General features: G+C 63.3%; 22 protein-coding genes. 11 read left to right on the top strand and 11 right to left on the bottom strand.

Annotation, left to right across the window (positions count from 1 at the left end):
- Positions 1-29: 29 nt before the first annotated feature.
- Positions 30-1001, top strand: a complete 972-nt coding sequence (locus tag BJQ17_RS14195) for a thymidylate synthase (RefSeq protein WP_070096196.1) — start codon at positions 30-32, stop codon at positions 999-1001.
- Between the two features lie 119 nt (positions 1002-1120).
- On the opposite strand, the gene cadR is transcribed toward BJQ17_RS14195, so the two are convergent.
- Positions 1121-1564, bottom strand: a complete 444-nt coding sequence (gene cadR, locus BJQ17_RS14190) for a cadmium resistance transcriptional regulator CadR (RefSeq protein ID WP_003249034.1) — start codon at positions 1562-1564, stop codon at positions 1121-1123.
- Positions 1565-1647: 83 nt separating this feature from the next.
- Between cadR and BJQ17_RS14185 the strand changes: the two genes are divergently transcribed.
- From BJQ17_RS14185 to BJQ17_RS14165, 5 genes are all read left to right on the top strand, one after another.
- Positions 1648-3900 (top strand): heavy metal translocating P-type ATPase, encoded by a 2253-nt coding sequence (locus BJQ17_RS14185; protein WP_014861381.1) that lies wholly within the window; start codon positions 1648-1650, stop codon positions 3898-3900.
- A 9-nt stretch (positions 3901-3909) separates the two neighbouring features.
- On the top strand, positions 3910-4779 hold the full coding sequence (locus BJQ17_RS14180) for a LysR family transcriptional regulator (protein ID WP_003249038.1): 870 nt from the start codon (positions 3910-3912) through the stop codon (positions 4777-4779).
- 231 nt (positions 4780-5010) lie between these two features.
- Positions 5011-6069, top strand: coding sequence for a putative 2-aminoethylphosphonate ABC transporter ATP-binding protein (locus tag BJQ17_RS14175; protein WP_070096195.1), 1059 nt, complete (start codon positions 5011-5013; stop codon positions 6067-6069).
- 1 nt (position 6070) lies between these two features.
- Positions 6071-7795: a putative 2-aminoethylphosphonate ABC transporter permease subunit gene (locus BJQ17_RS14170; protein ID WP_070096194.1), complete on the top strand. Its 1725-nt coding sequence runs from the start codon at positions 6071-6073 to the stop codon at positions 7793-7795.
- 18 nt (positions 7796-7813) lie between these two features.
- Positions 7814-8839 carry a putative 2-aminoethylphosphonate ABC transporter substrate-binding protein gene (locus tag BJQ17_RS14165; protein ID WP_070096193.1) on the top strand — a complete coding sequence of 342 codons (1026 nt, stop codon included), beginning with the start codon at positions 7814-7816 and terminating at the stop codon, positions 8837-8839.
- Between the two features lie 275 nt (positions 8840-9114).
- Here BJQ17_RS14165 and BJQ17_RS14160 read toward each other — a convergent pair whose 3' ends face one another.
- Positions 9115-10479: a GTPase/DUF3482 domain-containing protein gene (locus BJQ17_RS14160; protein WP_070096192.1), complete on the bottom strand. Its 1365-nt coding sequence runs from the start codon at positions 10477-10479 to the stop codon at positions 9115-9117.
- Positions 10472-11863, bottom strand: a complete 1392-nt coding sequence (locus BJQ17_RS14155; RefSeq protein ID WP_070096191.1) for a DUF2868 domain-containing protein — start codon at positions 11861-11863, stop codon at positions 10472-10474. The genes BJQ17_RS14160 and BJQ17_RS14155 overlap by 8 nt, the downstream gene beginning before the upstream one ends.
- A 54-nt stretch (positions 11864-11917) precedes the next feature.
- On the opposite strand from BJQ17_RS14155, the gene BJQ17_RS14150 reads away from it, so the two are divergent.
- The gene (locus BJQ17_RS14150) at positions 11918-12433 is read left to right on the top strand and encodes a dihydrofolate reductase (RefSeq protein ID WP_003249048.1); all 516 of its coding nucleotides are present in this window, start codon (positions 11918-11920) and stop codon (positions 12431-12433) included.
- A 275-nt stretch (positions 12434-12708) separates the two neighbouring features.
- Here BJQ17_RS14150 and BJQ17_RS14145 read toward each other — a convergent pair whose 3' ends face one another.
- On the bottom strand, positions 12709-14100 hold the full coding sequence (locus BJQ17_RS14145; protein WP_014861503.1) for an L-cystine transporter: 1392 nt from the start codon (positions 14098-14100) through the stop codon (positions 12709-12711).
- 244 nt (positions 14101-14344) lie between these two features.
- Between BJQ17_RS14145 and BJQ17_RS14140 the strand changes: the two genes are divergently transcribed.
- The gene (locus BJQ17_RS14140; RefSeq protein WP_070096190.1) at positions 14345-15400 is read left to right on the top strand and encodes a phosphorylcholine phosphatase; all 1056 of its coding nucleotides are present in this window, start codon (positions 14345-14347) and stop codon (positions 15398-15400) included.
- Positions 15401-15408: 8 nt separating this feature from the next.
- Here BJQ17_RS14140 and BJQ17_RS14135 read toward each other — a convergent pair whose 3' ends face one another.
- The gene (locus BJQ17_RS14135) at positions 15409-16077 is read right to left on the bottom strand and encodes an FMN-dependent NADH-azoreductase (protein WP_014861501.1); all 669 of its coding nucleotides are present in this window, start codon (positions 16075-16077) and stop codon (positions 15409-15411) included.
- 102 nt (positions 16078-16179) lie between these two features.
- On the opposite strand from BJQ17_RS14135, the gene BJQ17_RS14130 reads away from it, so the two are divergent.
- A complete protein-coding gene (locus BJQ17_RS14130; RefSeq protein WP_003249054.1) occupies positions 16180-17070 on the top strand; it encodes a LysR family transcriptional regulator in 891 nt (296 codons plus the stop codon).
- A gap of 70 nt (positions 17071-17140) precedes the next feature.
- On the opposite strand, the gene ilvD is transcribed toward BJQ17_RS14130, so the two are convergent.
- Entirely contained in the window at positions 17141-18982 is a 1842-nt protein-coding gene (gene ilvD / locus BJQ17_RS14125; protein WP_003249056.1) for a dihydroxy-acid dehydratase, read from the bottom strand.
- Positions 18983-19252: 270 nt separating this feature from the next.
- Positions 19253-20449, bottom strand: a complete 1197-nt coding sequence (locus BJQ17_RS14120; protein WP_004575470.1) for a class I SAM-dependent rRNA methyltransferase — start codon at positions 20447-20449, stop codon at positions 19253-19255.
- Between the two features lie 175 nt (positions 20450-20624).
- Here BJQ17_RS14120 and BJQ17_RS14115 point away from each other — a divergent pair, with 175 nt between their 5' ends.
- Both BJQ17_RS14115 and mutM read left to right on the top strand, forming a co-directional pair.
- Entirely contained in the window at positions 20625-21443 is an 819-nt protein-coding gene (locus BJQ17_RS14115; RefSeq protein WP_173881454.1) for an HDOD domain-containing protein, read from the top strand.
- Positions 21444-21446: 3 nt separating this feature from the next.
- Entirely contained in the window at positions 21447-22259 is an 813-nt protein-coding gene (gene mutM / locus BJQ17_RS14110; RefSeq protein ID WP_010955661.1) for a bifunctional DNA-formamidopyrimidine glycosylase/DNA-(apurinic or apyrimidinic site) lyase, read from the top strand.
- Positions 22260-22419: 160 nt separating this feature from the next.
- On the opposite strand, the gene BJQ17_RS14105 is transcribed toward mutM, so the two are convergent.
- From BJQ17_RS14105 to BJQ17_RS14090, 4 genes are all read right to left on the bottom strand, one after another.
- Positions 22420-22671 carry a YfhL family 4Fe-4S dicluster ferredoxin gene (locus BJQ17_RS14105; protein WP_003249063.1) on the bottom strand — a complete coding sequence of 84 codons (252 nt, stop codon included), beginning with the start codon at positions 22669-22671 and terminating at the stop codon, positions 22420-22422.
- A 107-nt stretch (positions 22672-22778) separates the two neighbouring features.
- Positions 22779-23258 (bottom strand): pantetheine-phosphate adenylyltransferase, encoded by a 480-nt coding sequence (gene coaD, locus BJQ17_RS14100; protein WP_003249065.1) that lies wholly within the window; start codon positions 23256-23258, stop codon positions 22779-22781.
- Between the two features lie 112 nt (positions 23259-23370).
- Positions 23371-24969, bottom strand: coding sequence for a GMC family oxidoreductase (locus BJQ17_RS14095; RefSeq protein WP_070096189.1), 1599 nt, complete (start codon positions 24967-24969; stop codon positions 23371-23373).
- A 20-nt stretch (positions 24970-24989) separates the two neighbouring features.
- Positions 24990-25475: a twin-arginine translocation pathway signal protein gene (locus BJQ17_RS14090; protein WP_070096188.1), complete on the bottom strand. Its 486-nt coding sequence runs from the start codon at positions 25473-25475 to the stop codon at positions 24990-24992.
- Positions 25476-25479: the final 4 nt, after the last annotated feature.

Below are 25479 nucleotides of genomic sequence, written 5' to 3'. Positions count from 1 at the left end.
CCCCCTGCCGTTTTTGCTACAGGTAAGCCATGAAACAGTATCTGGACCTGGTCCGCGACGTCATTGATAACGGCACGTTGCAGGGAAACCGCACCGGCATCCGCACCATCAGCCTGCCGGGCGCGATGCTGCGTTTCGACCTGCAGAAGGGCTTTCCGGCCATTACCACGCGCAAGCTGGCGTTCAAGTCGGCGATCGGTGAAATGGTCGGTTTCCTGCGTGGCGTGAAGAACGCCGGTGAGTTCCGCGAGCTGGGCTGCAAGGTCTGGGACCAGAACGCCAACGAAAACGCCCAGTGGCTGGCCAACCCGTTCCGTCAGGGCCATGACGACCTGGGCGAGATCTATGGCGTGCAATGGCGCCAGTGGCCGGGCTACAAGCGCATCCCGCTGAGCAACCCGGCGGCCATCGAAATGGCCGAGCAAGCCGGTTTCCGCCGTATTGCCCAGGACGAAGAGGACGGCGTCGCGTTCGTCATCCTGTACAAGGCAATCGACCAGGTGCGCCAGTGCCTGGACACCATCGCCAACGACCCGGGTAGCCGCCGCATCCTGTTCCACGGCTGGAACTGCGCGCAACTGGACGAAATGGCACTGCCACCGTGTCACTTGCTGTACCAGTTCCACCCGAATGTCGAGACCAGGGAAATTTCCCTGACCCTCTACATCCGCTCGAACGACCTGGGGCTGGGCACGCCGTTCAACCTCACCGAAGGCGCGGCGCTGCTGTCGCTGTTTGGCCGCCTGACCGGCTATACACCGCGCTGGTTCACCTACTTCATCGGCGATGCCCATGTGTATGAAGACCACCTGGACATGCTCAACGAGCAGCTCAAGCGCGAGCCGCTGGAAGCGCCGAAGCTGGTCATCAGCGACCGTGTGCCGTCGTTTGCCGAGACTGGTAAATACGAGCCGGAGTGGCTGGAGAAGATCGAACCGAGTGATTTCTGGCTGGAAGGCTATGAGCACCATGCGCCGATGACAGCGCCGATGGCGGTCTGATAGATCTCCATTGTTTTAACTGGCCTCTTCGCGGGTGAACCCGCTCCCACAGGGTACTGCACAGGCGCTAAGTCGTGCGCGGTCCCTGGGGGAGCGGGTTCACCCGCGAAGCTTTTGGCTCAATGCCCGTGACTCCGCCCCACATGCGAATGTTCGGTATCCGGCACCGATACCGCCCCGTTTGTCTCCAGTTGCTGCAAGATCGCGCATTCACTCCCCTGCGTGTTGCAGCGCCGCCGCAGCTCCACCAGCTGCTCTTGCAATGCCACCAAGCCATCGATCCGCGCCTGAACATGCTCGATATGCTCGTCGATCAGCGCATTGACGCTGCCGCACGCGTCGTCGGGGCTGTCGCGCAGGCGTAGCAGGCTGCGAATTTCGTCCAGGGTCATGTCCAGCGTGCGGCAGTTGCGGATGAAGGTCAGCCGCTCCACATGGGCCTGGGTGTACAACCGGTAGTTGCCCTCGCTGCGCGCCGGCTCTGGCAGCAGGTTTTCACGCTCGTAGTAGCGGATGGTTTCCACCGCGCAGTCGGTGGCTTTGGCCAGTTCTCCGATCTTCATCACGAAATCTCCAGCAAGTGGCTTGACCCTATAGTGGCTACAGGGTGTTCACTTGGCAACAGGCTCAATTTAAGGATGACCCCATGAACCAGCCTGTCAGCCACGAACACAAGCACCCGCACGATCACGCTCATGGTGATGACGACCATGGCCATGCTGCCCACGGCCACAGCTGCTGCGGCGCCAAAACCGCGCCGCCGCTGGTGCAACTGAGCGAAACGGCCAGTGCCCAGGCACAACTCAGTCGTTTCCGCATCGATGCCATGGACTGCCCCACCGAGCAGACCCTGATTCAGGACAAACTGAGCAAGCTGGCCGGTATCGAACAGCTGGAATTCAACCTGATCAACCGCGTGCTTGGCGTGCGCCATACCTTGGACGGCACCGCCGATATCGAGCGGGCTATCGACAGCCTGGGCATGAAGGCCGAGCCGATTGCCGCCCAGGACGACGGCAGCGCCAGCGTGCCACAACCGGCCAAGGCCCGCTGGTGGCCACTGGCATTGTCGGGCGTCGCCGCGATCGCCGCCGAAATCGTGCACTTTGCTGCACTGGCCCCTGAGTGGGTGGTGGCGGGGCTGGCGCTTGCCGCGATCCTCGGTTGCGGCCTGGGTACCTACAAGAAGGGCTGGATTGCCCTGAAAAACCGTAACCTCAACATCAATGCGCTGATGAGTATCGCCGTGACGGGGGCCGTATTGATCGGCCAGTGGCCGGAAGCGGCTATGGTGATGGTGCTGTTCACCGTTGCCGAACTGATCGAAGCGCGCTCGCTGGACCGTGCGCGCAATGCCATTGGCGGGTTGATGCAGCTGACCCCGGACATGGCTACGGTGCAGCAGGCCGATGGCCAGTGGCGCGAGCTGGAAGTGCGTGAGGTGGCCATCGGCGCACTGGTGCGGGTGCGCCCCGGTGAGCGCATCGGCCTGGACGGTGAAGTGACCAGCGGGCAATCCAGCGTCGATCAGGCGCCGATTACCGGCGAAAGCCTGCCTGTGGAGAAGGGGGTGGGCGACAAGCTGTTCGCTGGCACCATCAACCAGGCGGGGGCGCTGGAGTTTCGCGTCACCGCCGCTGCCGGGCAGTCGACCCTGGCGCGGATCATCAAGGCTGTGGAGGAAGCGCAGGGCGCGCGGGCGCCTACCCAACGCTTCGTCGACCGTTTCTCGCGTATCTACACCCCGGTGGTATTCGCCATTGCCCTGGCCGTGGCGCTGTTACCCCCGCTGTTCATGGCTGGCGCCTGGTTCGACTGGGTTTACCGCGCCTTGGTGCTGCTGGTGGTGGCCTGCCCCTGCGCGCTGGTGATCTCGACTCCGGTGACCATCGTCAGTGGCCTGGCCGCCGCTGCGCGCAAAGGCATCCTGATCAAGGGTGGCGTGTACTTGGAGGGTGGTCGCCACCTGGATTTCCTGGCCCTGGACAAGACCGGCACCATCACCCATGGCAAGCCGGTGCAGACTGACGCCAAGGTGCTGGCGCCGCTGTTCGAAGACCGTGCGCAAGCCTTGGCGGCCAGCCTGGGCGAGCGTTCGGACCACCCGGTGTCCCGCGCCATTGCCGAGTTCGGCAAGCAGCAAGGCCTGGCCTTGAGCGAGGTCAGTGACTTCGCCGCCCTGGCCGGGCGTGGCGTGCGTGGTGTCATCGCCGGTGAGGTCTACCACTTGGGCAACCATCGCCTGGTCGAGGAACTGGGGCTGTGTTCGCCAGCGCTGGAGGCCCAACTGGATGCGCTGGAGCGCCAGGGCAAGACCGTGGTCCTGCTGCTCGACCGATCCGGCCCTCTGGCACTGTTCGCCGTGGCCGACACGGTCAAGGACAGCAGCCGTCAGGCGATCGCCGAATTGCATCAACTGGGTATCAAGACTGTCATGCTGACCGGTGACAATCCGCATACTGCGCAGGCCATTGCCGCCGTGGTGGGGATCGACCGCGCCGAGGGCAACCTGTTGCCGGCCGACAAGCTGAAAACCATTGAGGCGTTGTACGCCCAAGGCCATCGGGTAGGCATGGTCGGTGACGGCATCAACGACGCCCCGGCGCTGGCCCGCGCCGAAATCGGTTTTGCCATGGCTGCTGCCGGCACCGACACCGCCATCGAGACGGCTGATGTGGCGCTGATGGACGATGACTTGCGCAAAATCCCGGCCTTCGTCAGGCTGTCGCGCCAAAGTGCGGCGATCCTCATGCAGAACATCGTTCTGGCGTTGGGCATCAAGGCGATATTTCTGGCGATCACCTTTGCCGGCATGGCCACGATGTGGATGGCGGTGTTCGCTGATATGGGCGTGAGCTTGCTGGTGGTGTTCAACGGCTTGCGCCTTTTGCGCAAATAGAGGACGTGCATGCTGAGTTCCGAGCTGAAGGCCTTCTACATGGTGGCCCGTCTGGGCAGCATTACCCAGGCGGCGAAGAAGCTAGGCCTCAGCCAGCCCACGGTGACCACGCAGATCCGCAGCCTGGAAGGCCAGTACGCCGTGGAGTTGTTCTACCGCGGCGGGCGGCGCCTGGTGTTGAGCGAGGAGGGCTTACGCCTGCTGCCGATGGTCAAGGCGCTGCTGCAGCAGGAAGCCGACATCGAGTTCGAGCTGCGCAACAGTGGTCAGGCCCAGGGCAGCCTGCGCATTGCGGCCACTGCGCCTTACTACATTCTCGACCTGGTCAAGATCTATCGCGAACGCTTGCCGCAGGTTGAAGTGGCGGTGGAGATCGGCAACTCGCAGCAGGTGCTGGAAATGCTCGAGGATTACCGGGTGGATATTGCCGCGTCGTCGCAATGGGTGGAGGACGCGCGGTTGGTGCGGCGGATACTGGGCACTGACCCCTTGGTGGTGGCGGTGCACCGCAACCACCCTCTGGCCCAACGCCAGACGGTGTCGATCGAGGTGGTGTCGGGGCATTGCCTGCTGATGCGCGAGAAGGGCTCGACCACACGCAAGCTGACCGAGCAGATGATGCAGGAGGCCGGGGTCAAGGCCGGCGCCCTGATGGAGATCGGCAGTCGCGAGTCGATCCGCGAAGCGGTGCTGCGCAATATCGGCATCAGCGTGATTGCCCGTCATGAGGTGCCGCACAACCCCGAACTCCGGGTGCTGGCGCTGGAGAATGCGCCGGTGATGCACGAGTACCTGTATTGCCTGAAGGAGCGGCGCCAGGCCCGGTTGCCGGCGGCATTCCTGGGGGTGGCGCAGGAAGTGGCCGGTTCGCAGTTCTAGATTTTTGCTGGCTTCTTCGCGGGTAAACCCGCTCCTACATTTCAGCGTACCCGCGTGCCTGCATTTTCCGCGAACATGCATGCCGTTGTAGGAGCGGGTTTACCCGCGAAGAGGCCGGCACAGGCCACTACTAAATCTGCCTATACCACTATCACCGGCTTTTGCCTTAAAGCCACAGAACCTTCGCACAGCCTGCCTAGCATGGCCCCATCTCTTCGATGAGGCCATGCCATGAACCACACCACCCCCGGCGCACAGATAAAAGTGTGCAACATCCACAAGCGCTTCGGTGCCTTTACGGCGCTCAACGATGTCTCGCTGGACATCGCCGCGGGCGAACTGGTGTGCCTGCTCGGCCCGTCCGGTTGTGGCAAGACCACGCTGCTGCGCTGCATTGCCGGCCTGGAGCGCCAGGACCGCGGTACGCTGTACATCGGCGAACGCGATATCTCCAAGCTGTCACCCCAGGCGCGGGACTACGGCATCCTGTTCCAGTCCTATGCGCTGTTTCCCAACCTTACCGTCGAAGCCAATATCGCCTATGGCCTGACGGGCAGTGGTCGCGAGCAGGGCCGTCAGCGGGTGGCCGAAATGCTCGAACTGGTTGGCCTGTCTGGCAGCGAGAAGAAGTACCCAGGCCAGCTCTCCGGTGGCCAGCAGCAACGTGTGGCCCTGGCCCGCGCGCTGGCACCGTCGCCATCGCTGCTGCTGCTCGATGAGCCGATGTCGGCGCTGGACGCCCGGGTGCGCGAGCACTTGTGCACCGAACTGCGTCAGCTGCAGCGCCAACTGGGCATCACCACGTTGATGGTTACCCACAACCAGGACGAGGCCATGTTGATGGCCGACCGCATTGCGGTGATGAACAACGGTCAGGTCGAGCAGTACGCCACCCCGCAGGAAATCTACGACCACCCGGCCACGCCGTTCGTGGCCGAGTTCGTCGGCCAGGGCAACTGGCTGCCGTTCCAGCGCCGCAGCGACAGCCATGCCCTGGTCGGCGACATGAACATGCGCCTGGCGCCGGGTTCAGCCCAGGCCAGCAGTGGCCGGCTGTTCTGCCGCCCGGAGGCGATCACGGTCAACCCGGTGGTGCACGAAGAAAACCTGTTCCCGGCCATGGTCCGCGAAATCACCTTCCTCGGTAACCGCTGCCGCATGAGCTTTGAACTCAAGGCCCTGCCAGGCCATGCCCTGCTGGCCGAACTGGCCCCCGAGGCCATGCCGCGCCTGGGTTCGCAGGACATCTGGGTGGCATTGCCGCCGCAGAGCCTGCAGGTGTTTGCCTGAGATGGCCGCGCCAATGTCCCTGCCGTTGAGCCAGGCCAACGTCGCGCCGCGTGCAGGCATCGCCCTGGGTGACCGGCTGTTCGTCATCGGCGGCAAGAGCCTGCTGCTGATTCTGTTGGTGCTGGCCGTGCTGATGCCGTTGCTGGCGATCTTCTGGCGTGGTTTCAGCGGTGAAGCGGGCCAGGGCGGTGGCTTGCTGGCGGCCCGTGAATTGTTCACCAGCGCCAGCTTCCATTGGTTGCTTGGCAACAGCCTGTCGGTGGCCTTCACTGTAGCGGCCATTGTGGTACCGCTGGCCTATTTGTTCGCCTTTGCCCTGCAACGCACGTTGATCCCGGCCAAGGGCCTGTGGCGGGGGATTTCGCTGCTGCCATTGCTGGCGCCGTCGATGCTGCCGGCGATCGCCCTGGTCTACCTGTTTGGCAATCAGGGCCTGCTGCGTGGGTTGCTCAGCGACAATATCTACGGCTTCTGGGGCATCGTGCTGGGCGAGGCCATCTACACCTTCCCGCATGCGCTGATGATTCTGCTGTCGGCACTGTCACTGGCCGATGCTCGCCTGTTCGATGCGGCCTCCAGCATGGGGGCAGGCTCGTGGCGGGCGTTCACCAGCATCACCTGGCCAGCCTCGCGCCAGGCAGTATTCGCGGCGTTCTGCCTGGTATTCACGCTGACTATCACAGACTTCGGTGTACCGGTCGTGGTGGGGGGCGATTATCAAGTGCTGGCGCTGGAAGCTTACAAGGCGGTGGTGGGCCAGCAACAGTTCGGCCGTGGTGCGCTGATCGGCATGGTGCTGCTGTTGCCGGCCCTGTTCAGCTTTACCGTCGACGCCTGGCTGCGTAGACGCCAGGGCGACGCCATGGGTGGCCGTGCGCAGGTGTTCGAACCCAAGCCATCACGCGGCCGCGATGCCTGCTTCCTGACCATTGTGCTGCTGGTGTGCGCGGCGTTGCTGGTGGTGATCGGTATGGCGGTGTACTCCTCGCTGGTCACTTTCTGGCCCTACAACCTGTCGTTGTCGCTGCGCCACTACCTGTTCGAAGACACTGCCGGTGGCGGCTGGCTGGCCTACCGCAATAGCGTGACCATGGCCATTGGCACCGCACTGATCGGCAGCATCGTGATCTTTACCGGCGCCTACCTGATGGAGAAGACCCAGAGCCAACGCCTGCTCAACCATGCGCTGCGCCTGCTCAGCTTCATCCCCATGGCCGTGCCGGGCCTGGTGCTGGGCCTGGGCTACGTATTCTTCTTCAACCTGAACGGTAACCCGCTGCATGTGCTGTACGGCGGCATGGGGTTGCTGGTGGTGTGCACCATTGCCCATTACCTGACCACCGCGCAGATGACCGCGACCACCGCCCTGCGCCAGCTCGACGGCGAGTTCGAGGCTGCCGCGATGTCGCTGAAAGCGCCGCTGTACAGGCACTTCCTGCGCGTGACCGTGCCGATCTGCCTGCCGGCACTGCTGGATATCATCCGCTACCTGTTCGTATCGGCAATGACCACCGTGTCGGCAGCGATTTTCCTGTACAGCCCCGACACCCTCCTGGCTGCCGTTGCCGTGCTGAACATGGACGACGCCGGCAACGTTGGCGGGGCCGCTGCCATGTCCACCTTGATCCTGCTGACCAGTGCCGGCGCTTCACTGTTGCTGGCTGCAGCCTCGCGCGGCCTGCTGCGCCGCTCCCAAGCCTGGCGCCAACGCGCCGCGACCGTCTGACCTGAAAGGAACCTACCCATGCACAAGCACATTGCCCTTGCCGCTGCCGTTTCCGCCGTGTTCAGCCTGCAGGCTTCGGCCGCTGCTACCCAGCTGACGGTCTACACCGCTCTGGAAGCCGAGCAGCTGAAAACCTACAAACAGGCCTTCGAGAAAGCCAACCCGGATATCGAGATCAAGTGGGTGCGTGATTCCACCGGCATCATCACTGCCAAGCTGCTGGCGGAGAAAGAGCGCCCGCAAGCCGACGCTGTGTGGGGGCTGGCGGCATCGAGCCTGGCCATCCTCGATCAGAACGGCATGCTCGAAGCTTATGCGCCCAAGGACCTGGGCAAGATTTCCGGCAATTATCGTGACGCCGCCAACCCGCCAGCCTGGGTCGGCATGGACGTGTGGGCCGCCACCATTTGCTTTAACACCATCGAGGCCGAGAAACAGGGCCTGAGCAAACCGGTGAGCTGGCAGGACCTGACCAAGCCTGAGTACAAAGGCAAGATTGTCATGCCCAACCCGGCCTCGTCCGGCACCGGCTTCCTGGATGTCAGTGCCTGGTTGCAAACCTTTGGCGAGCCGCAGGGCTGGGCCTACATGGATGCGCTGCACCAGAACATCGGCCAGTACGTCCATTCCGGCTCCAAACCGTGCAAGTTGGCGGCGGCGGGCGAGTTCCCGATCGGTATTTCGTTCGAATACCCGGCCGTTCAGCTCAAGCGCCAAGGCGCGCCGTTGGACATCGTGTTGCCAAAGGAGGGTTTGGGCTGGGAGATCGAGGCAACCGCAGTGATCAAAGGCTCGCCCAAGGCCGATGCGGCCAAGCGCCTGGCCGATTTCTCGGCCAGCCCGGCGGCCATGGAGCTGTACAAGGAAAACTTCGCCGTACTGGCCGCGCCGGGCATCGCCAAGCCGCAAACCGAGCTGCCGGCGGATTATGAGCAGCGGTTGATCAAGAACGACTTTGTCTGGGCTTCTAAAAACCGTGACCAGATTCTGGCCGAATGGCGCAAGCGCTATGACGGCAAGTCGGAGAAGGTGGCCCAGCAGTAACGCTTCACTATTGCAGGGCCGGCCTCTTCGCGGGTAAACCCGCTCCTACACAGATTGGTGGTGGGCACACATCGGGGGTTGGACACAGGCCGCCGTGTAGGTGCGGGTTCACCCGCGAAGAGGCCGGCCCTGCTGGCCAATCTCCACCCGCCGTTCACCGTTGCCGCCGCCACCGTATTCGCGGGTAAACCCGCTCCTACGCAGATTGGGGGTGGGCACACTACACAGGCCGCCGTAGGAGCGGGTTTACCCGCGAAAGGGTCGACCCTGCTGGCTCAAATCTGTGAAACCAGCGCCTCCAGCTGTTCCTGCCGCTCAGCCTGATTCAGCTTCGCCCCGGGATTCAGGGTGGACCATTGCGGGTGCGCCCGCGCCTTGACCAGCGCCTCCGGCAACTTGCCCTCACGCCAGGCCTTTTCATCCAGCTCACCCAGCCTGATGCTGTCCTGCGCCGCATGCCCGCGGTTATCCAGCGCCACCATCAACTGCTGCTGACGCAAGGCCAGCAAACGCAATACAGTGTCGTCCACGGTCAGCTCGCGCTTGCCCTTGAGCTTGCCCATCAACCGTGCCCCATAGTTGCGCGCCGTCTGCAGCGCGCCACCGGCAATCGCCCCGGCCAGCGCCGCTGCGCCGAGGGTAAGGCCACCAACCAGCAAATCGACCCCGGCACCGGCCGCAGCACCCGCCGCCACACCGCTGCCCAGGCGCACGCCCAGCAGTTTCAACGTCTCTGAATTGAACAAATCATCGCCCCAGCGGCCGTCCAGCAACGGCAGGTCGCTGGCATGGGCATCCTCGCGTCGGAAGGCATACAGCTTGAGCAAGGCTTCGACGCAGCGTTGTTCACGTTGGCGAATGTCCTGGCGCAGCGCCGCGATGGCCCGGGCTTCTGCCGCCGGTTCGGCCTCGACACTGCGCCGGCATGCAGCGCAATCGAGCAGCAGTTCGGCGATCAGGCGCTTGCCGCTGTGCCGGCGTGCCAAGCGCTGCGCCTGTTGGTCGTCGATCAGCCGTTGCAGCGCCGGGCGGGCGTTTTCCAGCAGCAGCGCCAGGCTTTCATACAAACGGCGCTCGCCATCTTCCGGCGGGGCCACGCTGTCGAACCGCACCAATGCGTGAAGCCCAAGCCGGGCAAGGGCTTCACGCCATTCCGGTTCGCGGTGCTGGCTACTGGCGACGAAGTTGAGCACCGGCAGCAACGGCTTGCCGCAGTTGGCCAGTACTTCCAGTTCGTCGCGGTACTTGGCCAGCACCGGCTCGCGCGCATCGATTACATACAGCCCGGCATTACTGGCCAGCAGTTGGCGCAATACCTTGGCCTCCTGCTCGAAACGTTGGCGCGCTTCGCTGCCCTGCAGAAAACGCTCCAGCCGGGCCGGGCCGTCCAGGCGCTCGCCCGGGCGTTCCAGACGTTCAAGGTAGTCGAGCAGGGCGATGGCATCTTCCAGGCCGGGCGTGTCGTACAGCTCCAGCAAGGGTTCACCGTCCACAGACAGCCGCGCACCTTCCACATGGCGGGTAGTGCTGGGGCGGTGGGACACTTCGCCAAAACCGACGTCGCGGGTCAGGGTGCGCAGTAGCGAGGTTTTGCCAACATTGGTATGGCCGACCACGGCCAGTTTCAGTGGCTCAGTCATGGCCATGCTCCAGCCAGGTCAGCGGTGAGGTGTCGGCATGTTGCAGGCCAAGGCGGTCAAGGGCTTCGTGCCAATCGCCCAGGCGCTCGGCATCGAGGGGCTGGCCTGGTGCAGCCTGCAGCAGCCAGATACGGGTTGCGCCGGCATTGCGCGCCAGTTCGGCGAGCAGCGCCAAACTGCCGCGGTCCGGCGAGCGACGTGGGTCGCAGGCGATGGCCAGGCGTGCCGGTGGGAAGCGGCTGAGCTGTTCCAACAGCCGGTTGCGTGATTCGCGGCTGTCGAGCACGCCGGCATCGGTCACGCTTTTGGGCAGGGCGGGTGGCCAGGGGCGCTGGTCGTCCAGCTCCAGGCCCACCAGCAGGGCACCGCTGCTGCCGCTTTCCAGCTGCCCGGCGGCAAACTGCGGCAAGGCTTGCGGGGCAGCATCCTGCACGCCCATGCGTTCGCTGCGCGGCATCAGTGCCTCGCGCAGTTGCGCGTAGCCGGGCAACCCCAGGTCCAGCGTCAGGCGTTCACGGCCCTGGCGCCAGCGCCACAGGCATAGCCCGGCCAGCAGCAGGCGGGGCAGCAGGCCGTATACCAGCACCACGCCGAGCAGCCAGCTGGCCCAGGCCTGGCGGGCCACGTCCAGGGCTGGCAGGCTGTCGCCGCTGGCGCGGATCATGGCTTCGTCGGGCACGGCGAAGCCCAGCAACGAGGGGAGGACGCCCAGCGCTTGGGTCAGGTGAATGAACGGCTCGGCGGCGAGCAAGGTGGTTTCCCAGACAAAGCCATAGCGCCGGGTCGCCAGCAAGACCAGTAGCATGCCCAGCGCGGTGAGCATCGCCAGCAGCCACAGGCCGTGTACCAACAGGCCGAGCAGCCACCGGTTGAGGCGTTGACGTTGCAGCAGCACCAGCAGCGCTGGCGCCAGGTGCGCGGCCTTGGCATCGCGGGCAAAGCGTTCGCTTAGCCACAGCCACAAGCGGCCCAGCCCTGCGCCATGCTCGCCGCTCAGGGCAAAACCCATGCCCCAGCCAAGTAGCATCAGCAGGTTCAGCCCGAGCAGGCTGCCCAGCGCCCAGAACACATTCACCGGGCGCTGCCCGTCACCGAGGGCGGCCAGCCCCAGGCCCGCGCCGCTGAGCACGGCCATCAGCAACAAGGCCAGCAGCGCCAGGCGCGCGCCCTGCTTCCAATGGCGCAGGGCGCCGGTCATGTCATCGCGCTCGGCCAGGAACAGCGCACGTGTTTCGATGCGCGTGACCAGGTCGCCACCTAGCTGGCGGGCGTAGCGGTTGGCTTCCTGGTCTTCCAGCGGGCCGGCATGTTCTTCGCGCAGGCGTACCGCTTCGGTGAGCCAGCGCTTGTCCAGTGGCGTGGGTGCAGTCACAAGGTCTTCCATTGCACAGGTCAAGGCAGAAGCATAACCCACACGCCCGGTGCTATCCTCGCCGGCATGAATACATCACTCCCCCTCAGCCTGATCGCGGCTTATGCCGAGAACCGCGTGATCGGCATCGACAACTCCATGCCCTGGCATTTGCCGGGGGACTTCAAGTACTTCAAGGCCACCACCCTGGGCAAGCCGATCATCATGGGGCGCAAGACCTGGGACTCGCTGGGGCGGCCGCTGCCTGGGCGGCTGAACATCGTGGTCAGCCGCCAGCCGGGGCTTGAGCTTGCAGGTGCCGAAGTGTTCGCCTCGCTTGAAGAGGCGTTGGTGCGGGCCGAGCAGTGGGCGCGCGAGCAGGGCGTCGGTGAGCTGATGCTGATTGGTGGGGCGCAGCTGTATGGGCAGGCGCTGGAGAAGGGGCTGGTCAGCCGCATGTACCTGACGCGGGTTGAGTTGGCGCCAGAGGGGGATGCGTGGTTCCCGGCGTTTGATGAAGGGCAGTGGAGGCTGACTTCTAGCGAGGCACAGGCTGAGGAAGGTAAGCCGGTGTATCACTTCGAGGTTTGGGATAAGGGGTGAGATTGTTGGGGGCTGCTCTGCAGCCCTTCGCGGGTGAACCCGCTCCTACAACGGCCTGTGTCCGACCCCCGATGTGTATCCACCACCCTGTAGGAGCGGGTTTACCCGCGAATACGGTAGCGGCGGCAACGGTGGACGGCGAGTGAAATTGGTCAGCAGGCCTGGCCCTTTCGCGGGTAAACCCGCTCCTACGGGGGACCGCAGGGTGTTCAGATTTTGAGCAAGACACAAGCGGCCTTGTTGCGAAAGGGGCGCAACGCGCCCCCGGCAATCTATCAGGTGTGGCTCAGCTCGGCATGTTCATCACCGGCCAGCACTGCCTTGTCAGTCTCTTTCAACAGCTGGCTGGTGACAACGCCCGCCGTCATCGAACCGTTCACGTTCAACGCCGTACGACCCATGTCGATCAGCGGCTCCACCGAAATCAGCAACGCCACCAGTTCCACCGGCAAGCCCATGGCTGGCAGCACGATCAGCGCGGCAAAGGTGGCACCGCCGCCCACGCCGGCAACCCCTGCAGAGCTCAGCGTGACGATGGCCACCAGGGTAGCGATCCACAGCGGGTCGAAGGTGTCGATGCCCACCGCTGGCGCGACCATCACCGCCAGCATGGCAGGATAGAGCCCGGCACAGCCGTTCTGGCCAATGGTGGTGCCGAACGATGCGCTGAAGCTGGCGATCGATTGCGGCACGCCCAGACGGCGGGTTTGTGCTTCGATGTTCAGCGGAATGCTGGCGGCGCTGGAGCGGCTGGTGAAGGCGAAGGTCAGCACCGGCCACACCTTGCGGAAGAAGCGCAGCGGGCTCACGCCGGTGGCGGCGAGGATGATGCCGTGCACCACGAACATCAACCCCAGGCCCAGGTACGACACCACCACGAAGCTGCCCAGCTTGAGGATGTCCTCCGTGTTGGAACTGGCCACTACTTTGGTCATCAACGCCAGCACGCCATAGGGGGTCAGCTTCATCACGACCCGCACCAGGCGCATTACCCAGGCCTGCAGGGTGTCGATGGCCGACAGGGCGCGCTCGCCCTTCTCGGCGTCGTCCTTGATCAACTGGAGCGCGGCCAGGCCGAGGAACACGGCAAAAATCACCACGCTGATGATCGAGGTCGGCTTGGCCCGCGCCAGGTCGCCTACCGGGTTGCTGGGGATGAACGACAGCAGCAGTTGCGGGATGTTGAGGTCGGCAACCTTGCCCGCGTAGTCACTGTGGATAACCTGCATGCGTGCGCTTTCCTGGGCGCCGGCCACCAGGCCCTCGGCGCTGAGGCCGAACAGGTTGGTCAACACAATGCCGATCAGGGCGGCAATGGCCGTGGTCAGCAGCAGGGTGCCGATGCTCAGCACGCTGATGCGGCCCAGCGAAGAGGCAGTGTGCAAACGTGCCACGGCACTGAGGATCGAGGCGAAGATCAGCGGCATGACGATCATCTGCAGCAGGCCGACATAGCCGTTGCCGACCAGATCGAGCCAGGCGATGGTTGCCTTGAGCACGGGGTGGCCAGCGCCATAGATCGTGTGCAGCACAAGGCCGAAGACCACGCCCAGCACCAGGCCAAGCAGTACCTTCTTGGCCAGGCTCCAGTCGGTGCGGCGGGTTTGTGCCAGGCCCAGCAACAGGGCCAGGAACGCCAGCAGGTTGAGTGACAGCGGCAGGTTCATTGAAGCTCCAGCAGAAAAAAGCAGAAGTGGCATCGCCTCTGTGAGCGATTGCGAACGGAAATGCTAACAGCCTGAAAACAAACGAATTTATACCCAAATGGAATTTGCATAGTCGTTTATGGAATAACGGGATGTCGCAGATTGCAATGAACAAGGCGTTTGCGGCTGCCTGGAGGTCGTTATCGGGGGCTTGCAGTGGGGAATGTTGCACTAGCGTTTCTGGGTCATTTCAGGAGATTCGTACATGAAAGTCGCTGTGAAAGCCGCCGCCATTGGCCTGTCCCTGCTGTTCAGTATCGAAACCTTCGCCACGGAGCTCAAACACTGGCCCGCCGACGCGGCCAAACAGCTCGACAGCATGATCGCCGCCAATGCCAACAAGGGTAACTACGCGGTATTCGACATGGACAACACCAGTTACCGCTATGACCTGGAAGAAGCCTTGCTTCCGTTCATGGAAAACAAAGGCCTGCTAAGCCGCGACAAGCTCGACCCTTCGTTGAAGCTGATGCCGTTCAAGGACACTGCCGAGCACAAGGAAAGCCTGTTCAGTTATTACTACCGGCTGTGTGAAATCGATGACATGGTCTGCTACCCGTGGGTAGCCCAGGTGTTCTCCGGCTTTACCTTGCAGGCGCTGAAGGTGCAGGTGGATGAGCTGATGGCTTCGACCAAGCCGATCCCCAGCACCTATTACGAAGGCGACCAGGTCAAGGCCATCGAGGTTCAGCCGCCCAAGGTCTTCAAGGGCCAGGCCGAGCTGTACAACAAGCTGATGGAGAACGGCATCGAGGTCTATGTGATTTCGGCGGCCTCCGAGGAGCTGGTGCGCATGGTCGCCTCGGACCCCAAGTATGGTTACAACGTGAAGCCCCAGAACGTGATTGGCGTGAGCCTGCTGCTCAAGGACCGCGCCAGCGGACAGCTGACCACTGCGCGCAAGCAGATCAGCGCCGGGCACTACGATGCCAAGGCTAACGAGGGCCTGGAGCTGACCCCTTACCTGTGGACCCCAGCCACCTGGATGGCGGGCAAGCAGGCGGCGATCCTTACCTACATCGATGAGTGGAAGAAACCGGTGCTGGTGGGCGGCGACACGCCGGCCAGCGATGGCTACATGCAGTTCCACGGGGTGGATGTAGGCAAAGGTGGTATCCACCTGTGGATAAACCGCAAGGCCAAGTACATGGACCAGCTCAACGGGATGATTGCCAAAAATGCAGCGGCGCAGGCCAAGGAAGGGTTGCCGGTGACGGCAGACAAGAACTGGGTGATCGTCACGCCGGAGCAAATCCAGTAACGGGAATATCAACCATCGCGGCCCACAATGAGGGTCTGGGCCGCTTTCTGGTCAATGTTCTGTGCCAACAGGGTCACTTGTTCAATGGCACTTTCACGAATCCTGGCGCCCTCAGGGCCGAGGGTCTGTTCGACCACTACACTGTGCGCTTGGTTAATCCCAACGAAGCGAAACCATGTGTCGATGAAGGTTTTTTCCAGGCCAAAAAACTGGTCGGGTGTCTGTGAGGTGGGCCCGTACCCCAAACCACGGGTGTAGATGGCAACCGCTCGACGCCCGCCAAGCATGCCGTTCAGCCCGTGTTCATCGAAGGTGAACAGCACGTCTTTGTGCGAAATTGCGTCGATCAGGTGCTTGAGCTTGTACGGAATGCCGAAATTCCACAACGGTACGCTGAACACCAAGGTATCCGCCCGGTGGAACCGTTGAGCGAGGGTCTTGATCCGATCCCATGCAGCGGCCTGTGCGGTTGACAGCGGGGCATCGCCAAGCCCTGCGTATTTCGCCGCGAGCAAGGCGCCATCTACTTCAGGCAGGTCGCATTCCCAAGGATTCAGGTGGTCGATTTCCACCGCTTTGCGCTCGGCCAATGCCGCCAGGAATGCGTCGGTAATCTGAGCGGAAACGGACCGCTCTCCTCTGGGTGAGGCGCAGACATACAAGATACGTTCAACCACGGGGCTTCTCCCAGGTAGTGTTGATGAGCCTTGCCTGACGCTTCACCGCCCAGGCGTTCGGCGCACAGTCTGATTCAGGGCGATTCATTATAGAAATGACGTATGCTCGCGAGATTGAGTGAGATAGGTGATGAATCTGTGTTCGATACTGTGCTTTTGCGGAGCTTGATTGCCGTTGCCGACACCGGTGGTTTCACCCGCGCTGCGCACAGGCTGCACCTTACGCAGTCGGCGATCAGCGCTCATATTCGGCGGCTTGAACGCGAAGCTGGACAAAAATTGCTGGAGCGTACGACCCGCTCGGTCAGCCTGACACCCGCAGGCGCTCGGTTGGCAGGCTATGCCCGCACCATCCTGGCGTTGCACGATGATGCCCGCGCAAGCCTTGGAGCAGGGCGGCGGGTGTCAGGCACGGTGTACGTGGGGTTGAGCGAGGAAATGGTGAAAGCCCCGATCATCGACTGCATGCGTCGTTTTTCGGTGGCACATCCCGATGCAGAGGTGTCCCTGACCGTCGGCCTGACTGGGGAGTTGCTCTCGCTCGTCCACTCGGGTGGGCTGGATATTGTATTGGGCAGCCGCTGCAGCGATGAAGAACGGGGCGAGGTGCTTTGGTCCGAGCCATTGGTGTGGGCGAGAGGGCCGATTGCGCTGGGCAGCGATGAGGTCACCACGCCTGTGCCCTTGGCGGTATTTTCTGATCAATGCCCTTATCGGGCCGCAGCTATCGAGGCCTTGGTACGCGCCGGGCGGCAATGGCGCATCGTTTGCCAGAGCCCAAGTGTCGGCGGGCTGATGACCGCCGTAAGTGGCGGGCTTGGGGTAACGCCTGTCACACGATCGTCTGCTCTGGCTGCCGGCCTGGTGGAAGTGTCGACGTTGCCAACCTTGCCTCAAGCGCAGTTCGTGCTGACGTCGGCGGCGACACCGAAGCGCTCGGCTGCCCTGCTGCTGGCGCAATTACGCCAATGTGTCGCGAAGGGAGAGCTTTGATCCGGCCTTTATCCACAGGCAAAAAAAACCGGCGTACGAGACGCCGGTTGTGCAAATGCCAGAAAAGCCCTTACAGCCCTTCGAGCATTGCCTTGTTACGCACTGCGCCTTTGTCGGCACTGGTGGCCAGCAGGGCATAGGCCTTGAGCGCGGTGGTCACCTTGCGTGGACGGACCTCGGCTGGCTTCCAGCCCTTCTTGTCCTGTTCGACACGGCGTTCCGCCAGCTCTTCATCGCTGACCAGCAGGTTGATCGAACGGTTAGGGATGTCGATCAGTACCTTGTCGCCGTCGCGCACCAGGCCGATGGCGCCGCCCGCCGCGGCCTCTGGCGAGGCGTGGCCGATCGACAGGCCCGAGGTACCGCCCGAGAAGCGACCGTCGGTGAGCAGGGCGCAGGCCTTGCCCAGGCCTTTGGACTTGAGGTACGAGGTCGGGTAGAGCATTTCTTGCATGCCCGGGCCGCCTTTCGGGCCTTCGTAGCGGATGATGACGATGTCGCCGGCTTTCACCTCGTCGGCGAGGATGCCGCGCACGGCGCTGTCCTGGCTTTCGAAGATCTTCGCGGTGCCCTCGAACACGTGGATCGATTCGTCCACACCGGCCGTTTTGACCACGCAGCCATCCAGTGCGATGTTGCCGTACAGCACGGCCAGGCCGCCCTCTTGCGAGTAGGCGTGTTCGAAGCTGCGGATGCAGCCGTTTTCACGGTCGTCGTCGAGGGTTTCCCAACGGGTCGACTGGCTGAATGCGGTCTGGGTCGGGATACCGGCCGGGCCGGCCTTGAAGAAGGTGTGCACCGCTTCGTCATCGGTCTGGGTGATGTCCCATTTGGCGATGGCTTCTTCCATGCTGCGGCTGTGCACGGTCGGCAGGTCGGTGTGCAGCAGGCCACCACGGGCCAGCGAACCGAGGATGCTGAAGATGCCGCCGGCGCGGTGGACGTCTTCCATGTGGTACTTCTGGATGTTTGGCGCCACTTTGCACAGCTGCGGCACTTTGCGTGACAGGCGGTCGATGTCGCGCAGGTCGAACGCCACTTCACCTTCCTGTGCTGCGGCCAGCAGGTGCAGGATGGTGTTGGTCGAGCCGCCCATGGCGATGTCCAGCATCATGGCGTTTTCGAACGCTTTGAAGTTGGCGATGCTGCGTGGCAGGACCGACTCGTCATTCTCGCCGTAGTAGCGCTTGCACAGCTCGACGATGGTGCGGCCGGCCGTGAGGAACAGCTGCTCGCGGTCGGAGTGGGTGGCCAGGGTCGAACCGTTGCCCGGCAGGGCCAGGCCCAGGGCTTCGGTCAGGCAGTTCATCGAGTTGGCGGTGAACATGCCGGAGCACGAACCGCAGGTCGGGCAGGCGCTGCGCTCGTATTCGGCGACTTTTTCGTCGGAGGCCGTGGAGTCGGCCGCGATGACCATGGCATCGACCAGGTCCAGGCCGTGGCTGGCCAGCTTGGTCTTGCCGGCTTCCATCGGGCCGCCGGAAACGAAGATCACCGGGATGTTCAGGCGCAGGGCGGCCATCAGCATGCCGGGGGTGATCTTGTCGCAGTTGGAGATGCAGACGATGGCGTCAGCGCAGTGCGCATTGACCATGTACTCCACCGCGTCGGCAATGATTTCGCGGCTTGGCAGCGAGTACAGCATGCCGTCGTGGCCCATGGCGATGCCGTCATCGACCGCGATGGTGTTGAATTCCTTGGCCACGCCACCGGCGCGTTCGATTTCGCGAGCCACCAGCTGGCCCAGGTCCTTCAGGTGCACGTGGCCCGGAACGAACTGGGTGAACGAGTTGGCGATGGCGATGATCGGTTTCTTGAAGTCTTCGTCCTTCATCCCGGTGGCGCGCCAAAGGGCACGGGCGCCGGCCATGTTGCGGCCTTGGGTGGAAGTCTTGGAACGATAATCAGGCATGAAACACTCCTGGCGGCTTAATCAGGTCACAAATAGGGGAGTGAGCTTCTCTTGTCCTTTGCGCCGCAGGCCGGTTGCCACTGGCACGGATGGGGCCAAGACCGCGCGGGATCGCCGCGTGCTTGACCAGAGCTCATAAACCCGCCGGGGATGACTGGCGATGAATAGGCCGATTCTACACCGCTGGCGCGGTGAGGGAATGCAGATGTGGATGGTTGGCGGGGGGATTGCGGCAGGAAAGGGCCGCTGGGCGGCCCTTTTTGGCAGATATCAGCTGTTTGGCAGTAACCGGCAGGTGATGCTTTTGATGTAGCGGGTTTCGGCGATGGCCGGGTGTACCGGGTGATCCGGGCCCTGACCGCCTCGCTCGAGCAGCTGCATGTTGCGGTCCAGGTGGCGGGCGCTGGTCAGCAGGATGTTGTTCAGGTCGTCCTCGGGCAGGTGCATCGAGCACGAGGCGCTGACGAGGATGCCGTCTTTGTTCAACATGCGCATGGCCTGTTCGTTCAGGCGGCGGTAGGCCGCTTCGCCGTTTTTCAGGTCCTTCTTGCGCTTGATGAAGGCAGGTGGGTCGGCAATGATCACGTCGAAGCGTTCTTCGGCCGCCTTGAGCTCGCGCAGGGCTTCGAACACGTCGCCTTCGATGCAGGTCAGCTTCTCGCTGATGCCGTTCAGTGCAGCGTTACGCTCCACGCCGTCCAGGGCAAAGCCCGAGGCATCGACGCAGAACACTTCGCTGGCGCCGAAGGCACCGGCCTGCACGCCCCAGCCGCCGATATAGCTGAACAGGTCGAGTACACGCTTGCCCTTCACGTACGGTGCCAGGCGGGCGCGGTTCATGCGGTGGTCGTAGAACCAGCCCGTCTTCTGGCCTTCGCGCACCGGAGCTTCGAACTTGACGCCGTTCTCTTCCAGCGGCACCCAGTCCGGCACTTCGCCGTAGACGGTCTCGACATAGCGCTGCAGGCCTTCGGCGTCGCGCGCGGCGGAATCGTTCTTGAACAGGATGCCGCTGGGCTTGAGCACCTGCACCAGTGCGGCGATCACATCATCCTTGTGCGCTTCCATGGTGGCCGAGGCCAACTGCACCACGAGGATATCGAAGAAACGGTCGACCACCAGGCCCGGGAGCAGGTCGGAGTCACCGTAGACCAGGCGGTAGCACGGCTGGTCGAACAGGCGCTCGCGCAGCGACAGGGCGACGTTCAGGCGGTGTACCAGCAGCGACTTGTCCAGCGGCAGCTTGATGTCGCGTGACAGCAGGCGGGCGCAGATCAGGTTGTTCGGGCTCAGTGCGACGATGCCCAGCGGCTTGCCGTTGGCTGCCTCGAGAATGGCCTGCTGACCCGCCTGGAAGCCTTGCAAAGGGGTTGCGCTGACATCGACTTCGTTGCTGTAGACCCACAGGTGGCCGGCGCGCAGGCGGCGGTCGGCATTGGCTTTGAGGCGAAGGCTGGGCAGGGACATGACGTCGCTCCGGGAAAAAGAGCGGGATTATAGCGTGTCTGCTGTGCTTCCGCCTTTAGAGGTGTGGTAACTGGGAGCGCTTAGAGGGTTAAAATGCCGCGTCCTAAACGAGTGTGTACGTATGTCCCAAGAACTCAGCGCCGAACAGATCCAGCAAGCCTTGCAAGGCATCACCATCCCGCCTCAACCGCAGATCATGGTCGATCTGCAGTTCGAGCAGTACATGCCTGACCCAGACCTGGAAACCATCGCCAAGCTGATTTCCCAGGACCCGGGCCTCTCTGGCGCCTTGCTCAAGCTGGTCAACTCTCCGCACTTCGGTTTGTCCAACAAGATTGGTTCGATCCAGCGTGCGGTGAACCTGCTGGGGAGCCGTTCGATCATCAACCTGATCAACGCCCAGTCGATCAAGGGCGAGATGAGTGACGAGACCATCGTTACCCTCAACCGCTTCTGGGATACCGCCCAGGACGTCGCGATGACCTGCCTGACGCTGGCCAAGCGTACCGGCATACAGGCGGCGGACGAGGCCTATACCCTTGGCCTCTTCCATGACTGTGGCGTGCCGTTGATGCTCAAGCGCTTCCCCAATTACATGGACGTGCTGGAAGAGGCATACGCCAAGGCCGACGAAGAAACACGCGTGGTCGATACCGAAAACCGCACGTTCAACACCAACCATTCAGTGGTCGGCTACTTCACAGCCAAATCCTGGCGCTTGCCCGAGCACCTCAGTGCGGCCATCGCCAACCACCACAATGCCTTGGCCGTGTTCCGCGACGATACCTCGCGCAATACCCAGAGCCAGCTGAAAAACCTGCTGGCGGTGCTGAAGATGGCTGAGCATATCTGCGCGTCCTACCGGGTGCTGGGCAACCAGGCGGTGGACCACGAATGGAATGTGGTCGGCCCTTTGGTGCTCGATTACATTGGTTTATCGGAATACGATTTCGAAAACCTCAAGCAGAACATTCGCGAGTTGGGCGGACACTGACACATGCCGGAATTGCCAGAAGTAGAAACCACCCGGCGCGGTATTGCGCCACACCTGGAAGGCCAGCGGGTCAGCCGTGTGGTGGTACGCGACCGGCGTCTGCGCTGGCCGATCCCGGAAGACCTCGATGTGCGCCTGTCGGGGCAGCGCATCGTCAGTGTGGAGCGACGCGCCAAGTACCTGTTGATCAATGCCGAAGTGGGGACGCTGATCAGCCATTTGGGCATGTCGGGCAACCTGCGGCTGGTCGAGCTGGGCTTGCCGGCGGCCAAGCATGAGCATGTCGACATCGAGCTGGAGTCCGGGCTGATGTTGCGTTACACCGACCCTCGCCGCTTTGGTGCCATGCTGTGGAGCCTTGACCCTCTGAACCATGAGCTACTGCTGCGCCTGGGGCCTGAGCCGCTGACGGACCTGTTCGATGGTGAACGGCTGTTCCAGCTGTCCCGCGGGCGGTCGATGGCGGTCAAGCCGTTCATCATGGACAACGCGGTAGTGGTGGGGGTGGGCAACATCTACGCCACCGAGGCGCTGTTTGCCGCCGGTATCGACCCACGCCGGGAGGCGGGCGGGATTTCCAGGGCGCGCTACCTGAAGCTGGCGATCGAGATCAAACGGGTGCTGGCGGCGGCCATCGAGCAGGGCGGTACCACCCTGCGCGACTTTATCGGTGGCGATGGGCAGCCGGGGTACTTCCAGCAGGAACTGTTTGTGTACGGGCGTGGCGGGCAGCCGTGCAAGGTATGCGGCACTGAGTTGCGCGAAGTGAAGCTGGGGCAGAGGGCGAGCGTGTACTGCCCGCGCTGCCAACGATGAAACGTTCGCTGCAAACCTGTTGAAGCAAAACCTGAACGTTGGCGCGGTAACTGTGGGAGCGGGCAAGCCTGCGAAGCAGGCGACGCGATGAATGGCACCGGCTACGCCGGTGTTCGCGGCATGCCCGCTCCCACAGGGACCGTGCAGCGAAGGGCAGTGATCAGCCCTTGCCAGTGATCCGGCGATACTTGGCCATCAGCTGTTCTTCGGTTTCCGGGTGCGCTTCATCCAGCGGGATGCAGTCGACCGGGCAGACCTGCTGGCACTGCGGCTCGTCGTAATGGCCTACGCACTGGGTGCACAGGTTAGGGTCGATCACGTAGATCTCTTCGCCTTGGGAGATAGCCTCGTTCGGGCACTCGGGTTCGCAGACGTCGCAATTGATGCAATCGTCGGTGATGATCAGGGACATGGGGACTCCGGCCGGGGCTCACAGCCCGGGCATGTTCAACGCAATGGGCACAATTGTGCCGCATTCGCGCCCGCAGTGCACGCGGGCGCGACAATCAGGCGTCAGGCTTACTTCTTGAAGCGTTCAGTCAGTGCGTCGGCCACCACCGGGTGGACGAACTTGCTGATATCACCGCCCAGCGCAGCAATCTCCCGGACCAGGGTCGAGGAAATGAACGAATAGCGCTCCGACGGCGTCAGGAACAGGCTCTCGACATCGGGTGCCAGTTGCCGGTTCATGTTCGCCAGCTGGAACTCGTACTCGAAGTCGGACACCGCACGCAGGCCACGCAGGAAGACGTTGGCGCCCTGTTCCTTGGCGAAATGCGCCAACAGGGAAGAGAAGCCGATGACTTCGACATTGGGCAGGTGCTTGGTGACCTCACGGGCGAGCTCAACCCGTTGCTCCAGGGGGAACAAGGGGTTTTTCTTGGGGCTGGCCGCCACCGCGATGATCACGTGGTCGAATAGCCGCGAAGCGCGCTCGACCAGATCGCCATGGCCTTTGGTAATGGGGTCGAAAGTACCCGGGTACAACACTCGGTTCATCGCGTCATCCTGGCTGGAGTGCGTTGGGGAGTCGGATGGTAGCGCAGCGACGGCGCCCCGGCCAAGTCATGCGGCCGACTGATGGCACTATAGACAGGGGCCATGTTCGTTGTCATGCGCTGTGTGCCAGGCGGCTGACCAGTGCTTCGCTGAGCCTGGCGCTGATGGCATACACCGACAATTGCGGGTTGGCGCCGATGCTGGTGGGGAACAGCGAGCCGTCGTGAATCGACAGGTTTTCCAGCTGGTGATGGCGTCCCAGGCTGTCGCACACCGCCTGACGCGGATCTTCGCCGAGGGCGCAGCCGCCCATCACATGGGCACTGCCCAAGCGCGTGCGGAAGGGCTCCAGGCGCAGTTTGTCGATCATGGTCAGGGCCTGTTCCAGGCGAGAGGCGGCGCTGGCGTCGCTGTGCACTGGGGTTACCTGAGTGGCGCCAGCGGCGAACTGTATGTGCGCCATGCTGCGGTAGGCGCGCCGCAAGCCATCCCGCAGGTAGTCGGTGACCGGGTAATCGAGCACGGGTGAACCATCGCCGCGCAGTTCCACGGCCCCGCCCTGGCTTTCGGGGTGAAAACCATCGCGTAGCAGCGCCAGCATCACATGGGTATGTGGCAGCTCGGCCATGCGCTGGGCACTCTCGTGGCCGTACCCGCCCAGCAGGGTGCTGGCCAGGGCCGGATGCAGCGGCGGTACTTCCAGCTTGTAGCCAACCGGGCCGTCTACGCCGCCTTGCCACTGAAAGTGATCGCTGTAGATCGATTGCGGGGCGCCATGGTAGGGGTCGATACGCTCGCTGAAGCGTGCCGCACTGAAGTTGACCAGGTGCAGGAAGGTTCGCTTGCCCAGGCGACCATGCGGGTCGGGCGCGGCAGAGCGCAGCAGCAGGGCCGGGCTGTTGATACCGCCCCCGGCCAGGAGGTAATGACGTGCCCGCACGCCGACCTGCCGGCCAGTAGGGTGTATGCCCTGGGCGTCCAGGGCCTGGCATGTCAGGCTCTGAATGCGTTCGCCGTTGTGGGTGAAGCGCTCGGCCCGCGCCAGGTACAGCAGTTCGCCGCCTTGCTCGAGGGTGGCAGGTATACGGGTCACCAGCATCGATTGTTTGGCATTCACCGGGCAGCCCATGCCGCAGTAGCCCAGGTTCCAGCAGCCGCGCACATTGCGCGGGATCACCCCCCAGCGGTAGCCCAGCTGTTCGCAGCCCCGGCGCAGCACCTCGTTGTTGGCATTCGGCGGCAAGGCCCAAGGGCTGATGCCCAGTTCCTGCTCCATGCGCTCGAACCAGGGGCGCAGTTCATCCTCGCCCAAACCGTTCACGCCATGGACCGACGCCCAGTGCGCCAGGGTTTGCGGCGGGGTACGAAAGCTCGAGGTCCAGTTCACCAGCGTAGTGCCGCCCACGGCGCGGCCCTGCAGGATGGTAATGGCGCCATCCTTGCTCATGCGTCCCAGGCCTTCCTGGTACAGGCTTGCGTAGGCTTCACTCTCCAGCAGGTGGAAATCGCCACTGGTTTTCAGGGGGCCTTCTTCGATCAGCAGTACCTTGAAACCGGCAGCGCTGAGCATCTGCGCGCTGGTGGCGCCGCCGGCACCGCTGCCGATCACGGCAATGTCGGCCTCCAGAAACAGGTCGTGCTCCAGGCGCGAGGCGTCGTGGGTGATCCAGCCGCGTTCGAGGCCTTGGCGAAACGGGTCGGGGACAGGCATTGGCGATGCTCTTGTTGTTTTCAGATTTTCGGTGGGCCTGGGTAACCGCAGTCTGCCCAGGATTCAGGGCGTTCGTACCAGGCCATTTGCAGCAGTTGCAGCAACGAGGTGTGCCCCATGCGTAGCAGGTTCAGCGAGCTGTCCTGCCAACGCTGCAGGAACGCCGTGACCTGTGTGGCGCCAGCTTGGCCCCAGCTGCCCCAGACGCCGGTCAGCGGGCCGCGAGTCAGCGGCAGGCTGAGCACGTCGAATAATTGCCGGGTGAGCTTGAGCATTTCCGGCGACAACGCCGCCAGCTTGTTGTCGAGGCTGCGCAACACCGGCGCCTCGGTGGCCTGTGTACCGGCCAGGACCACCGGGATCAGCGCACGCAGCAGTGGCAGGTCGTCGTCACGGAGTACCTGATAGCCGGTCGCGGCGGTTTGCACGCTGCACCCCACCAGGCTGGCACCCGCCAGAAAAGCACTGGCGCCGAGGCTGAAACGCAGCAGGTCGCGGCGGTGCATGGTG

Origin of the sequence: Pseudomonas sp. NBRC 111139 (assembly GCF_001753955.1) — a bacterium.
GTDB lineage: Bacteria > Pseudomonadota > Gammaproteobacteria > Pseudomonadales > Pseudomonadaceae > Aquipseudomonas > Aquipseudomonas alloputida.
This window is presented reverse-complemented; position numbering and strand designations above follow the sequence as displayed.

What these genes read in the sequence shown, in the direction of transcription:
- BJQ17_RS14195 (WP_070096196.1), top strand. Translation starts at nt 30, where the DNA reads ATGAAACAGTATCTGGACCTGGTCCGCGACGTCATTGATAACGGCACG.
- cadR (WP_003249034.1), bottom strand. Translation starts at nt 1,564, where the DNA reads ATGAAGATCGGAGAACTGGCCAAAGCCACCGACTGCGCGGTGGAAACC.
- BJQ17_RS14185 (WP_014861381.1), top strand. Translation starts at nt 1,648, where the DNA reads ATGAACCAGCCTGTCAGCCACGAACACAAGCACCCGCACGATCACGCT.
- BJQ17_RS14180 (WP_003249038.1), top strand. Translation starts at nt 3,910, where the DNA reads ATGCTGAGTTCCGAGCTGAAGGCCTTCTACATGGTGGCCCGTCTGGGC.
- BJQ17_RS14175 (WP_070096195.1), top strand. Translation starts at nt 5,011, where the DNA reads ATGAACCACACCACCCCCGGCGCACAGATAAAAGTGTGCAACATCCAC.
- BJQ17_RS14170 (WP_070096194.1), top strand. Translation starts at nt 6,071, where the DNA reads ATGGCCGCGCCAATGTCCCTGCCGTTGAGCCAGGCCAACGTCGCGCCG.
- BJQ17_RS14165 (WP_070096193.1), top strand. Translation starts at nt 7,814, where the DNA reads ATGCACAAGCACATTGCCCTTGCCGCTGCCGTTTCCGCCGTGTTCAGC.
- BJQ17_RS14160 (WP_070096192.1), bottom strand. Translation starts at nt 10,479, where the DNA reads ATGACTGAGCCACTGAAACTGGCCGTGGTCGGCCATACCAATGTTGGC.
- BJQ17_RS14155 (WP_070096191.1), bottom strand. Translation starts at nt 11,863, where the DNA reads ATGGAAGACCTTGTGACTGCACCCACGCCACTGGACAAGCGCTGGCTC.
- BJQ17_RS14150 (WP_003249048.1), top strand. Translation starts at nt 11,918, where the DNA reads ATGAATACATCACTCCCCCTCAGCCTGATCGCGGCTTATGCCGAGAAC.
- BJQ17_RS14145 (WP_014861503.1), bottom strand. Translation starts at nt 14,100, where the DNA reads ATGAACCTGCCGCTGTCACTCAACCTGCTGGCGTTCCTGGCCCTGTTG.
- BJQ17_RS14140 (WP_070096190.1), top strand. Translation starts at nt 14,345, where the DNA reads ATGAAAGTCGCTGTGAAAGCCGCCGCCATTGGCCTGTCCCTGCTGTTC.
- BJQ17_RS14130 (WP_003249054.1), top strand. Translation starts at nt 16,180, where the DNA reads ATGCTCGCGAGATTGAGTGAGATAGGTGATGAATCTGTGTTCGATACT.
- ilvD (WP_003249056.1), bottom strand. Translation starts at nt 18,982, where the DNA reads ATGCCTGATTATCGTTCCAAGACTTCCACCCAAGGCCGCAACATGGCC.
- BJQ17_RS14120 (WP_004575470.1), bottom strand. Translation starts at nt 20,449, where the DNA reads ATGTCCCTGCCCAGCCTTCGCCTCAAAGCCAATGCCGACCGCCGCCTG.
- mutM (WP_010955661.1), top strand. Translation starts at nt 21,447, where the DNA reads ATGCCGGAATTGCCAGAAGTAGAAACCACCCGGCGCGGTATTGCGCCA.
- BJQ17_RS14105 (WP_003249063.1), bottom strand. Translation starts at nt 22,671, where the DNA reads ATGTCCCTGATCATCACCGACGATTGCATCAATTGCGACGTCTGCGAA.
- coaD (WP_003249065.1), bottom strand. Translation starts at nt 23,258, where the DNA reads ATGAACCGAGTGTTGTACCCGGGTACTTTCGACCCCATTACCAAAGGC.
- BJQ17_RS14095 (WP_070096189.1), bottom strand. Translation starts at nt 24,969, where the DNA reads ATGCCTGTCCCCGACCCGTTTCGCCAAGGCCTCGAACGCGGCTGGATC.
- BJQ17_RS14090 (WP_070096188.1), bottom strand. Translation starts at nt 25,475, where the DNA reads ATGCACCGCCGCGACCTGCTGCGTTTCAGCCTCGGCGCCAGTGCTTTT.